The following is a 12,433-nucleotide window of genomic DNA, read 5'->3' on the forward strand; positions in this document are numbered from 1 at the left end:
TATGCTCAGAATTCTTCTCGTTATCGCCGTCGCATTGGCGGTTATTTTAGGACTAACGACGCTCACGCGTGAAGACGCTGGCGATTCCATGAACGACGCCGCAGAGAATGCGTCAGAGGCAACAGAAGATGCTGTTGATGCAATGGAAGAAGCCGCAGACGACATGGGCGAGGCCGCAAATGACGCTGGCGACGCTATGGAAGAAATGGCGGACGATGCAACTGATGCTGCTGACGAAGCGGCTGGAGAATCAGACAGCTTGATGGATCGCGCTGGCGAGATGGCGGATGATGCTGGCGATGCAATCGGTGACGCGGCGTCAGATGCAAAAGAAACTGCTGGTGAGATGGCCGAGGATGCTGGAGATGCCATGAATGAAGCTGCCGAAAATATCGGTGAAGCAGCAGACAACATGATGGGCGAAGCAGAGGAAGCTGCGGACGAGGCCGCTGATGCAGCTAGCGACACTGCCGACGAAGCTACGGATGAAGCTGCGGACGAAGATCCAACGCAGTAAAGCGTTCTATGCTCCTCGACGAGGGGTTCGCCAAGTCAATAAAGACACCGCCTTTCCCACGGGGAAGGCGGTGTTTTTCATTAAGCGTTTGTTTACTGTGATATTTAAAAATTTAAGGAACTTGCAGGATTTCGAACCTAAATTGTTGTCATGCTTAGGCTACAACTGCGTTAGGAAATACCGTGACGAAGCAAATGATTGATTTGGCCCACCTCGAAAAATATGTTTCGGATGATGTCACGCTCCGTGATGAGATATTGGCGATTTTTGTCGAGCAGATTCATGCTTTGCTTTCTCAGTTTGAAGCGCAACAAGATGATGAGAGCTGGAAAAATACAGCACACACCCTAAAGGGTGCGTCACGCGGTGTGGGCGCGTGGAAAATTGGCGATCTATGTGAGCAGGCCGAAAAAATAATCGGTGATGACAGCGCAAAAGAAGAAGCGCGCGAGGCATTTCTGGTATCGCTTCGGCAATTAGCGACAGCCACGATTGAAGAATGTCAGCGTCTAAAAGAACCCGTTATCGCTTAAGTTCACTCATCGCTTTTTCGATGCCGTTCAAAGTTAGCGGGAACATTCGTTCACTAACTAATTCGCGTAAAATCTGTGTGGATGGAACATAATCCCAACTGTCTTTTTGCACGGGGTTAAGCCAAACGACCCGTTCATAAATGTCAGTAAGGCGTTTCATCCAGATTGCGCCAGCTTCTTCGTTGAAATATTCAACCGACCCGCCGGGCACCGTGATTTCGTAGGGCGACATTGACGCATCTCCCACGAAGATCACTTTGTAGTCGTGCGGGTATTTATGAAGAATATCCCAGGTGGGAATTTTTTCTGTCCAGCGCCGTTTGTTGTCCTTCCAGACATAGTCGTAAAGGCAGTTATGGAAGTAGAAATATTCCATGTGTTTGAACTCAGCGCGCGCGGCGGAGAACAATTCTTCGAGAATTTTCACATAAGGGTCCATCGACCCCCCAACATCAAAAAACAACAATACCTTGATCATATTGCGGCGTTCGGGGCGCATTTTGATATCAAGATATCCCGCCCGCGCCGTCGCATCGACCGTGTTATCAAGATCGAACTCGTCGGGTGCGCCTTGGCGCGCAAATCGGCGAAGACGCCGCAATGCCATTTTGATGTTGCGCGTACCGAGCTGAATGTCGTCGTCGAGGTTTTTGTACTCGCGCTTTTCCCAGACTTTCACGGCGCGGCCCTGGCGCTTGCCTTCATTGCCGATACGCACGCCTTCGGGGTTGAAACCGCCTGATCCAAAAGGCGATGTGCCGCCGGTGCCGATCCATTTATTGCCGCCTTCGTGGCGTTTCTTTTGCTCCTCAAGACGCTCTTTGAGGGTTTCCATCAGCTTATCCCAACCGCCAAGGGCCTCGATTTCACGCATTTCTTCTTCAGAGAAATAACGCTCGGTCATCATGCGGAGCCAGTCGTCAGGTACATCGGCCGAGATTTCTTCGCCGATACTCTCAAGTCCCTTGAAAACATGAGAGAAAACCTGATCAAACTTGTCGAGATTGCGCTCGTCTTTTACAAGGGAAGCGCGCGATAAATAATAAAAATCTTCGACCTTGCGGCCGGCAAGATCAGCATCCATCGCCTCCATAAGGGTCAGGTATTCCCTTAAAGAAACGGGCAAGCCAGCGGATTTCAATTCGTGAAAAAACTTTGTGAACATGGGGGCTATTGTAGCGGCGCTCGCGTTGAGGGAAAGAGCGCTATACATCTGGCATTCAGCCGCAGGAAGGCCCCCTGTACTTATTGGCCGATCATGCTACAGCCGACTTAATGCGCATCTAACCGGAGCCGGAAAAATGGACCACGGAAATAACCAATTTGCCTCAAATGAAGCACTCAAATCCCGCCGGGATGACGCCTGCCCAGTGGGGTTGCCGTCAAAGTCGGGAATATATGCTGCGCGCGCTCAGGGCGCGGAGCTATGGGACGTTGAGGGTAAGCGCTATATCGACTTTATCGGCGGCATCGGTGTTTTGAACGTCGGGCACTCCCACCCCAAGGTGGTTGAGGCCATTTCCAAACAGGCCAGCAGCTTTGTACACACCGCTTTCGGGATCGCCCAATATGAGAGCTATGTTGAGGTTTGCGAAAAACTCAACCGGTTAACGCCGGGTGCCACGCCGAAGAAAACTGCTCTTTTTAATTCGGGTGCAGAGGCCGTCGAGAATGCGATTAAATTCGCTCGTCAGATTACCGGCCGCCCGGGCATTATCGCATTTTCAGGTGCGTTCCACGGACGGACCCTGTTGGCGACGACCCTGACGGGTAAATCGAAACCCTATAAAGTTGGCTTTGGCCCCTATGTGCCTGCGATTTTTCACGGGGAATATCCTGACGAATATCACGGCGTTTCGGTCGCGGATGCGCTCGCCAGCGTCGATCACATTTTCAAATCAATGATCAATGCCAACGAAGTAGCAGCGATGATCGTAGAGCCAGTACAAGGTGAGGGCGGGTTTAACCCGGCACCGAAAGAATTCCTCGAAGGCTTGCGCAAAAAATGTGACGAGCACGGAATTTTGTTGGTGGCGGATGAAATTCAGTCAGGTATGGGCCGCACCGGGAAATACTTCGCGTTCGAACATGTTGGCGTAGAGCCGGATTTTATATGTATCGCTAAATCAATCGCTGCTGGATTGCCGCTATCGGCGCTAACCGGCAAAGCTGAATTGATGGACAAAGTTGTGCCCGGTTCTATGGGTTCGACTTATGGTGGTAACCCGGTTGCTTGTGCGGCGGCGCTCGCGGTGTTCGAGATCATCGAAGAAGAGGGGCTTCTAAAGCGCGCCATTGAAATTGGTGAGAAAACAGAAAGCCGCTGGCGTGAGCTTCAAAATGGTGTGGCCAAGGGCGTGATTGGCGATGTTCGCCGCGTTGGCGGTATGTGCGCTGTGGAGTTCGTCAAAGATGGCGATCCATCGAAACCAAACGGTGATGTGGCGGCAGCAATTTTAACGGAAGCGCGTTCACGCGGTTTGATTATGACAACGGCTGGCGCATATGCGCAGTGCTTGCGGTCATTGGTGCCGTTGGTTGTTTCCGATGAATTGCTCGACGAAGGTCTTGATATCTTTGCCGATGCGACCGAAGCAGCGCTGAAAGCTTAGTGCGGTTTTGCTGGATCCCGGCTCAAGGCCGGGATGACGGTGGCGGGGTTTCGACCCTATCCTAGGGCGTCATTGCGGGCTTGACCCGCAACGCCACTAGTCTTTTTTCCAGACACTTCCCTTGCGCAGTGCATCGGCAACTTTTCCGGTGCGCTTGCCTTGGGTCGGATGGTGGCTCCAAAAAGCGTCATCAAATGATGTCGTTGGTGCGCGATAGATAACACCCAACGGCATCGGAAAACCCTCTTTCGGTAGCGTCAACAGCATCTGTGCAATGCCGCGATTGGTTTCGTCGTGAACCAGAATTTCTGAAACCGGTGTGTGATTGTCACCGACATCAACAATTTCAAGCGTAAGAGTTGAGGTATTGAGTTTCAGACCCTTTGTGCCGCTGGCAAAAAGCAGTGGTTGGCCATGTTGAACGTGTAGCTGCGTTTCTTTGGCCTGCTTTTTATTGACGAAGTCTTCAAAGACATCCTTGTTATAAACGATGCAATTCTGGAAAATCTCAACAAAGGCAGCGCCCTTAAACTCGCGCGCAGCCGATAAAACCGGCGACAGGTTTTTCGTATCTGTATCAACGCCACGTGCAATGAACCGCGCGCCAGCACCAAGCGCAAATGCGCCCGGTGAAACAGGCGAGTCGATTGAACCGCTGGGCGTAGAAGGTGATCGCGTACCGGGACGCGATGTCGGGGAGTATTGCCCCTTGGTGAGGCCATAAATCTCGTTGTTGAACAACAATACCTGCACATCGACATTCCGGCGCAGGACATGAAGCAAATGATTGCCGCCAATCGAAAGGCCATCGCCGTCGCCAGTTACAATCCAGACATCGAGGTCAGGGTTGGCGATTTTAAGGCCGGTCGCAAAAGTCGGCGCGCGCCCGTGGATCGTATGAAAACCATAGGCATTCATGTAATACGGAAAACGCGAAGAACAGCCGATCCCGGAAACAAACACTGTTTGATCAGGGTCTGCCTGAACATCGGCTAGCGTTTTCTGGACGCATTTCAAGATCGCATAGTCGCCGCAGCCGGGGCACCAGCGGACTTCTTGGTCGGTTGCAAAATCTTTTGCTGTAAGAGGCTTGTTCATTGTCTTGTTCCTATTCCGCGGCCTGCATCTCGCCGGGCAGGTTGGCGCGGATGGCATCAGAAATTTCAGCAATTTTGAATGGCTGTCCTGAAACTTTATTCAGTTGCACAACTTCAATACCAAGTTTATCGCGAAGAAGCGTCGCACACTGACCAAAGTTCATCTCGGGCAGCAAAATTCGGTCATATCCAGCCAAAAGCTCTCGGAGGTTTTTCGGCAGGGGGCTAAGCCAACGCAAATGAATTTGCGCGACATCAAGCCCGTCTTCGTTTGCTTGGTTGACCGCGCGCCAGATTGCACCATGGGTTGACCCCCAGCCGACGACAGCAAGTCGGCCTTTTTCGGGGCCTTGCTCAACCGCTTGATCGGGGATGTATTCTGCGATTGCGTCAATTTTTGCCGCGCGCATGTCGCCCATAACTTGGTGGTTTTGTGCGTCATAAGAAATATCGCCGGTTTCGATATCTTTTTCGAGCCCGCCGATACGGTGCGCAAGACCTTTCATGCCCGGAGCCACCCAAGGGCGGCCTAAGCTTTTTTCGTCACGCTTCCAGATTGCTCTTTTAACATCTACTGGGTCATCCGTCGTCGGTACATCAGGCGCAGCGTTTGTTTCGATCGGTGCGAAATCCGCCATTTCGGGCAAGGCCCAAGGGCCAGCCGCATTGGCAATATAACCGTCAGTCAATAAGAACACAGGCGTCATGTGGCGTACGGCAGTGCGCGTGGCTTCGATAGCCGCTTCAAAACAATCGCCCGGTGACGATGTAGCAATCACAGGAAGAGGCGCGTCGGCATTTCGGCCGTAAACGGCTTGATATAGATCAGATTGCTCAGTCTTTGTTGGCAGGCCCGTCGAGGGGCCACCGCGCTGTGAGTTTACAATCACCAGCGGCAATTCAGCGACCATGCCAAGGCCGATGGCTTCGCCCTTAAGCGCAATCCCCGGGCCAGACGAAGACGTTACACCGATTGCGCCACCGTAAGATGCGCCAATAGCGGCGCAACATGCTGCAATCTCGTCTTCGGCCTGAAACGTTGCGACGCCGAGTTCACCCATTTTGGTAAGGTGGTGAAGGATCGGCGAGGCTGGTGTAATTGGATAGGAGCAAAAGATGATGTCACGATCCGCAAGTTCACCTGCGGCTGCGAGGCCAAGCGATAGGGCCTCTGCACCGGTAATCGAGCGATAGTCGCCTGCTTGCATTGGCGCTTCGCCGATGACGAATTGCGGCAATTCGGCTGAGAGTTCAGCGGTCTCTGCAAAGGCGTGCCCCGCGTCAAGCGCCGCAAGATTGCCCGTTAGGACATCGGGCGCTTTTTTTGCGAATTTTTTGTGTGCCCAGTCGATGATGGGCTGACGGTCGCGACCAAACATCCAAAGCACCGTGCCGAGTGCCCAAAAGTTCTTGCACTGCTCGGCGTCGCTCTTGGAAAGACCGTGCGGTTTAACCGCCTCTAGGGTCTGCGTAGAAATATCAATCTCAACGACCTGATAGTCATCGAGTTCACCAGTTTTGCGTGGATCGGCGGCGATGTTGGCTTTTGAGAAGTTGCGGTCGTTAAAAGCGTCCGTATTCAGAATAATCAACGCGCCTTTTTGAAGGAGCGGTAAATTCACTTTAAGTGCGGCGGGGTTGAGTGCTACAAGAACATCGGGTTGGTCACCCGCTGTCGAAATCCGGCGCGCCCCGAGATTGATCTGGAATGCAGAGACCCCAAAGGTCGTCCCCACAGGGGCTCTGATCTCGGCTGGAAAATCTGGGAAGGTCGAAAAGTCTGAGCCAGCGAGTGCTGTTGATTCCGCAAATTGCGAGCCTAACAACTGAACACCGTCGCCAGAATCGCCCGCAAACCGGACTACGACCGATAGATTTTCTGGATTAATTTTCGTCATGGATAAGACCCATTCGCCGTTTAGCCGGCTAGCATGGCAAAACTGCCCATAAAAACAAGCGCGTGCCAAACACGAAATATAACAAGGCCCGCACACTCGAAATTGGATATCTCAACCTCCGGCGAAGAAAACAAGCCCCCAAAGGGGTGGTCTCGCAACTTGGTGATAATTCGTCGCGGATAGGCCGATTTTTGCTTTTTAGCTGATTAGAAAAACTGCGAAACTCAGGTACTTAAGCGAGGTTAGCCGTCGCGCGCGCATAGACTATCTTGAGCGCCCCGTCCGGGTTAATACGGGACTTTCCTTTGCCGCTTTAGATGATGAACAAGAAAGACTAGAGATGAAATTCTTTGTGGATACCGCAGAAATCAACGAAATCCGAGAATTGTTGCCTATGGGCATCGTGGATGGCGTTACGACTAATCCAAGCCTGATTATGAAGTCGGGCCGTGATTTCCGCGAAGTTGTGGCGGAAATCTGCGAATTGGTTGATGGGCCGGTCAGCGCCGAAGTTACTGCGCTTGAGGCCGACAAAATGATCGCCGAGGGTAAATCACTTGCGAAAATCGCGAATAATGTGACCGTCAAGCTGCCATTGACCGTTGATGGGCTCATCGCCTGTAAGGCGCTTTCTGGTGAAGGGATCGACACCAATGTGACGCTTTGCTTTTCAGCCAATCAGGCGTTGTTGGCCGCAAAGGCGGGCGCGACGTTTATTTCACCCTTTATTGGGCGTCTTGACGATATCAATATCGATGGCATGGATCTTATTCGTGAAATTCGCATGATTTACGATAACTATGATTTCCGCACGGAAATACTTGCGGCTTCCATTCGTTCTGCAAATCACGTTAAAGATTCAGCAATCGCAGGCGCGGACGTGGCTACAGCCCCGCCAAAAGTGTTGACAGCGCTCACTAAACATCCGCTTACGGATAAAGGGCTAGAGGCATTTATGGAAGACTGGGCGAAAACTGGCCAAAAGATTATCTAGTCCGCACCCTATAAGGATGCTTATATGACTGACCCGGCGACATCGTCGATGCCCACTGATTTTGATTCCGGACCGCCATTTGTTTTTGGTTTTGGATTCAGCAATGGTCGAGCAACGGAGATGCGCTGGGAAGATGCTGCTGCCCATGCAGGCGAATATGATTTCGTCTGGCTTCACCTCAATATGAATAATGAAGTGGCGAAACGGTGGATCCGTGAGCAAAGCAATATTCCCTTTGCGGCTGCTAGCGCTTTATTGGCGGGTGAGACACGTCCTCGGGTTAGTAATTTTGAAACCGGGCTTGTTGTTAATTTGCGCGGGGTAAACCTCAATGAAGGGGCCGAACCCGAAGACATGGTTTCCATCCGAATCTGGGCAACCCCAACACGCGTTATCACGACCCGTCGGCGCAGGCTTATGGCCGCACAAGATTTGCGCAAAAGTTTGATGGACGGCGTAGAGGTTCAGACGTCGGGAGCATTGCTTGCGCGCTTGGCTGCAAAGCTGACTATGCGAACCGAGCCATATGTTCAGGAAATCGAAGAAGAAGTAGACGACCTCGAAGCAGCAATGTTGGATGAGGGAAGCGAAGGTCTTCGTCCGAAGCTGGCAGACACGCGGCAAGCAGCCGTGCATTTCCGCCGGTTCGTTGCTCCGCAACGCGACGCGCTCAACCGGTTGGCTAATGACGAATCTAGTTTGTTTGATGCGCATACGCGAACAGAGCTTCGGGAAATTGCCGATCGGGTCACACGCATGACAGAGGATATCGATGCGGCGCGCGAGCGGGCTATGGTTTTACAAGATCAATTAACTGACCAACGCGCCGAAGAAATGAACCGTAACATGATGGTGCTTTCGGTTGTTGCAGCGATTTTTCTGCCTCTCGGTTTTTTAACAGGTCTGTTTGGTATAAATGTCGGTGGTATGCCCGGTGTCGAAACGCCGATTGCATTTTGGCTGGTGGTTGCTGGCTGCGGAGTTCTCGGAATTGGATTATTGATTATTTTCAGGTTGATAAAATGGTTGTAACCGCCGTGCGCCAATCGCTGTTGGCGATTTTGGTTTTGGTCTCGGTTTTTGCGGCATCATTTGCGGGTTCAGATGCAACCGCACAAGAAAGCCGCACCCAGGAGATAGAACGCTCTAGTTCGACGATTGCGTCTATCAGGTCTGAAATAGACGATGGCAATCTCGAAAAAGCGGATGAGTTCGAAGTTACGCTTCGTGAATTGCGCGATGGATCGCGGCAACGGTTATCTTCTATTGAGCGCGAATTGGAAGCGGTTCGGGTTCAGGCGGACCTGCTCGGTCCGGCCCCCGGAGAAAACGAGCCGCCAGAAAGCGAGATCGTCGCATCGGAACGCAGCGCGCTTGAGACGCAGCGCGCGGGCCTTAATGGTGAACGAACGCGCGTGTCCGCCAACATCTATGAAACCGGAGAATTGCTAACGCGGTTATCGGGTGCGCGTGTTGGTACGCTTTATCGCTCCTTACTGGAGCGTGGTGTTAGCCCGTTGGTGCCTAAGGTCTGGAGCGAAGCCTTTGCGTCGTTCGCGGATGTTTCATCTAGAATTCAACGATATTTTTTAGCGTGGGGCGATCGGAAACGTGAAAGCGGCGGGTATAATTTCTCGCTCGCAATCATTATCGGCGCGTTGGTGCTGTCGTTATTGATGTTTGGTCCGGTCAATCGTTGGGTCATGAGCACCTTTGCCGTTAGAATAGAAAAACGAAAACCAACACCACCCCGCCGCGTGATCGTCGCCGGAATGAAAATGGCGGCGCGAGCGGCACCGGGTATTATTGGTGGACTGATCATCATTGAAACGCTTCGGGCGCAGGGGCTGTTGAACGGGGATGGCGTAGCGGCGGCGCGTGCATTCTGGATCGGTATTCTTTCTATTCTTGTGGTCTCTGGTTTTACAGCGGGTTATTTCTCGCCCAGTTCTCCTGAGTGGCGCATCGCACCCATTGACGCAAAAAGGGCTCGGGTGGTTAGCCGCATCGCGATTTCCATTGCTGTTGTTCTTTCCCTTAAAACATTGCTGGGGGCCATTGGTATTGCGGCTAAGGCCGATGATGCGTTGATCCTTTTGGTTCGGGCGGCGGGTGCGATCGCCATTGCCGCGCTGATTTTTGCGCTGTGTCGAAGCGTGCTGTGGCAAGTGGAAGGTGATGCTAGCGGCGGTGGCTGGCGGTTAGTGCGTCGGTTCGGCCGCGTGTTTGCAATTGTTATAATTGCCGCGGCGCTGGTGGGTTATGTAAGCCTCGCTGATTTTGCTGCTACCCGAATTTGCTTTGTGGCGCTCTTTGTTGGGCTTGCCTGGATTTTGCGGGCAATGCTGGCGGAAACGACATGGAGCTTGCGCAAAGGATTATTGCCTGGCGAAAAGAAAAATGACGAAGCTGTCTCTGAGAATTTCCATTTTTGGTCGCGGTTGAGCATTAATGTCATCTTGGTATTTCTACTTGCCCCTGTCTTTGCCGTTCTGTTTGGCGTGCCGCGCGATGCGGTTGGCGATATCGCAGGGCAAGCGTTGTTTGGATTTAACATTGGCGGCGTGCACATTCCCTCGGTCGCGAAACTGCTTGTGGCGGGTGTCGTTTTTGTGACCGTTATGGCGGTCACGCGTCTCGTTCAGTCGGGCGTCCAACGCGGGCCTTTGGCGCATTCTCGCGCTGATATCGGCGTTCAAAATTCACTGATTACGCTGCTTGGCTATGCCGGACTGGTCATCGCGCTTTTTGCGTCGATTTCTGCGCTCGGGTTTGACCTCGGTAATCTCGCACTGATCGCTGGTGCGCTGTCCGTTGGTATCGGTTTTGGTCTTCAGTCGATCGTCAATAATTTTGTCTCTGGGCTTATCCTGTTATTTGAACGCCCGATCAAAGTTGGCGACTGGATCGTGACAACTTCGGGTGAGGGCACGGTTAAAAAAATCAGTGTACGTTCAACAGAAGTCGAAACATTTGATCGGTCGTCGATCATTATTCCGAATTCTGAGTTGATCTCGTCGACCGTCACAAACTGGACTCATAAAAACAAGATTGGCCGTGTGATCGTGCCGGTGGGCGTCACTTATGATGCTGACCCTGAAAAAGTGCGGGACATCCTGTTGGACTGTGCAAAATCGCACCCGTTAATTGTCGCTTATCCTGAGCCTTATGTGACGTGGATGGATTTTGGCGCATCGTCGCTTGATTTTGAAATCAGGGCTTACCTTAACGATATATCCAAAGGGCTAGGCGTTCGTACTGAGTTACGATTTGAAATATTCAAAAAACTCAAAGAAGCCGGGATCGAAATTCCGTTCCCACAACGCGATGTTCATATCAAGTCCGTACCCGAGGGTTTTGAACGGTCTAGCGATAAACCGGCATTAAGCGGCAATGGTGATCACAACAATGCTTGAGTTGAGGCCCAACTGCGAGCGCTGTGATAAGGACCTGCCGCCAGAGGCCGATGCGCGGATTTGTACGTTCGAATGTACATTTTGCGTGGCATGCGCAGAGACCGACCTAAAGGGCGTTTGCCCAAATTGCGGTGGAAATTTCGTCCCGCGTCCAATCCGACCTTTGTCATTGCTAGGTCGGTTTCCGCCGTCAACGAAGCGTGTGCTAAAAAAACGGAGTAGGGTATGGCCAGCTACATGATCCTCGCTGGGGCAGGCATCTTTTTTCTGCTCGGGTTCTTGCATCTGATCTATAGCTTTCTGGATGTAAAAGACCCAAAGCGCTTTGTGCCCGCTACACCGGAATTACTGGTAGCGCTTCAGAATACAACAATCCGCATGCGAAAAGATGCCAAGAACTTTTGGCTGTCTTCGTTGGGTTTTCACTTTAGCCATAGCGTCGGTGTTTTATTTTACGCATTCATTGTGGGGTATTGCGCATTAGTGCGTCCTGACTTTTTTGCTGATTACATCATCCGAATTGTTGTGGTTCTGGTGGGTGCATCTTATGTGGCGATGGCGCGGGCGTTCTGGTTTATCATCCCGTTGGTTGGTGCTGTTTTAGGTGTCGGTCTAATCGGTATTGGCTTGGCCATTCTATATCCCTATTGATCGCCTTACGAAGGAAGTAAAATGAATTTCGTGATTGACCCGCCTACGCAAGCCGTTGTGTCGGTATATGGTGGCGGAGCGTTTCCCGTACGCCGTATTTTTTGTATCGGGCGGAACTATGCGGATCATGTTCGTGAAATGGGGGGCGATCCGAAAAAATCATCGCCGGTATTTTTTACCAAACCTGCCGATGCCGTAGCGGCGAATAATTCGGTTATTCCTTATCCCCAAAGTACGGATGATCTTCACTTTGAAGGGGAGTTGGTATTGGCGCTTAAAACGGGGGGACAGAATATAGAAACGCCCGAGGCTGCGCGCGATCTGATTTTTGGTTACGCCGCGGGCTGTGATTTAACCCGCCGGGATATTCAAGCCAGGGCCAAGGACGCGCGCGGACCGTGGGACACGTCAAAAGGGTTCGATTTTTCTGCACCGATGGGCGACATCCACCGCATAACGGATGTCGGTGACCTCTCTGACGCGCGATTGGAAACGCGCATCAATGGCGAATTGCGCCAAGGCGCGCCATTGTCGCTGATGATATGGTCGCCAGAAGAGATCATCATGTCACTTTCGAAATTGTTTGCGTTGAAAGCGGGCGATTTGATTTTCACCGGAACCCCCGAAGGCGTCGGGGAGTTAAAGCGCGGGGATCAATTGAATGTGACCATTGGCGATCAGCTTCGGCTCGACTTCACGCTCGCGACGTGATTTG

The 12,433-nt window shown here is 52.1% G+C and carries 12 protein-coding genes; 9 read left to right on the plus strand and 3 right to left on the minus strand.

Translation table 11 applies throughout. The features are described from left to right. Position 1: 1 nt before the first annotated feature. Together ABFZ84_RS10870 and ABFZ84_RS10875 are read left to right on the plus strand one after the other, a co-directional pair. Positions 2–517, plus strand: a complete 516-nt coding sequence (locus ABFZ84_RS10870) for a hypothetical protein (RefSeq protein WP_369314041.1) — start codon at positions 2–4, stop codon at positions 515–517. 182 nt (positions 518–699) lie between these two features. After that, complete coding sequence (locus ABFZ84_RS10875) at positions 700–1,050, plus strand: Hpt domain-containing protein (RefSeq protein ID WP_369314042.1); 351 nt, start codon at positions 700–702, stop codon at positions 1,048–1,050. On the opposite strand, the gene ABFZ84_RS10880 is transcribed toward ABFZ84_RS10875, so the two are convergent. Then, positions 1,040–2,215, minus strand: a complete 1,176-nt coding sequence (locus tag ABFZ84_RS10880; protein ID WP_369314043.1) for a vWA domain-containing protein — start codon at positions 2,213–2,215, stop codon at positions 1,040–1,042. The two genes, ABFZ84_RS10875 and ABFZ84_RS10880, sit on opposite strands and share 11 nt — an antisense overlap. Positions 2,216–2,351: 136 nt before the next feature. Here ABFZ84_RS10880 and gabT point away from each other — a divergent pair, with 136 nt between their 5' ends. Beyond that, positions 2,352–3,662 (plus strand): 4-aminobutyrate--2-oxoglutarate transaminase, encoded by a 1,311-nt coding sequence (gabT, locus tag ABFZ84_RS10885; RefSeq protein ID WP_369314044.1) that lies wholly within the window; start codon positions 2,352–2,354, stop codon positions 3,660–3,662. Positions 3,663–3,758: 96 nt separating this feature from the next. On the opposite strand, the gene ABFZ84_RS10890 is transcribed toward gabT, so the two are convergent. Together ABFZ84_RS10890 and ABFZ84_RS10895 are read right to left on the minus strand one after the other, a co-directional pair. Next, entirely contained in the window at positions 3,759–4,760 is a 1,002-nt protein-coding gene (locus ABFZ84_RS10890; RefSeq protein ID WP_369314045.1) for a 2-oxoacid:ferredoxin oxidoreductase subunit beta, read from the minus strand. 10 nt (positions 4,761–4,770) lie between these two features. Next, entirely contained in the window at positions 4,771–6,657 is a 1,887-nt protein-coding gene (locus tag ABFZ84_RS10895; RefSeq protein WP_369314046.1) for a 2-oxoacid:acceptor oxidoreductase subunit alpha, read from the minus strand. Between the two features lie 340 nt (positions 6,658–6,997). On the opposite strand from ABFZ84_RS10895, the gene fsa reads away from it, so the two are divergent. From fsa to ABFZ84_RS10925, 6 genes are read left to right on the plus strand one after another with little or no spacing between them, the layout of a single operon-like run. After that, positions 6,998–7,651, plus strand: coding sequence for a fructose-6-phosphate aldolase (fsa, locus tag ABFZ84_RS10900; RefSeq protein ID WP_369314047.1), 654 nt, complete (start codon positions 6,998–7,000; stop codon positions 7,649–7,651). Positions 7,652–7,675: 24 nt separating this feature from the next. Beyond that, entirely contained in the window at positions 7,676–8,683 is a 1,008-nt protein-coding gene (locus tag ABFZ84_RS10905) for a zinc transporter ZntB (RefSeq protein WP_369314048.1), read from the plus strand. Beyond that, positions 8,674–11,067, plus strand: a complete 2,394-nt coding sequence (locus ABFZ84_RS10910) for a DUF3772 domain-containing protein (protein ID WP_369314049.1) — start codon at positions 8,674–8,676, stop codon at positions 11,065–11,067. Before ABFZ84_RS10905 ends, ABFZ84_RS10910 begins: the two co-directional genes overlap by 10 nt. After that, positions 11,060–11,308, plus strand: coding sequence for a DUF1272 domain-containing protein (locus ABFZ84_RS10915; protein ID WP_369314050.1), 249 nt, complete (start codon positions 11,060–11,062; stop codon positions 11,306–11,308). The genes ABFZ84_RS10910 and ABFZ84_RS10915 overlap by 8 nt, the downstream gene beginning before the upstream one ends. Further along, complete coding sequence (locus ABFZ84_RS10920) at positions 11,293–11,718, plus strand: LIC_13387 family protein (RefSeq protein ID WP_369314051.1); 426 nt, start codon at positions 11,293–11,295, stop codon at positions 11,716–11,718. The genes ABFZ84_RS10915 and ABFZ84_RS10920 overlap by 16 nt, the downstream gene beginning before the upstream one ends. A gap of 21 nt (positions 11,719–11,739) precedes the next feature. Continuing rightward, entirely contained in the window at positions 11,740–12,429 is a 690-nt protein-coding gene (locus tag ABFZ84_RS10925; RefSeq protein WP_369314052.1) for a fumarylacetoacetate hydrolase family protein, read from the plus strand. Positions 12,430–12,433: the final 4 nt, after the last annotated feature.

Source organism: Hyphococcus lacteus (assembly GCF_041058985.1).
Classification (GTDB): Bacteria; Pseudomonadota; Alphaproteobacteria; order Caulobacterales; family Parvularculaceae; genus Hyphococcus; species Hyphococcus lacteus.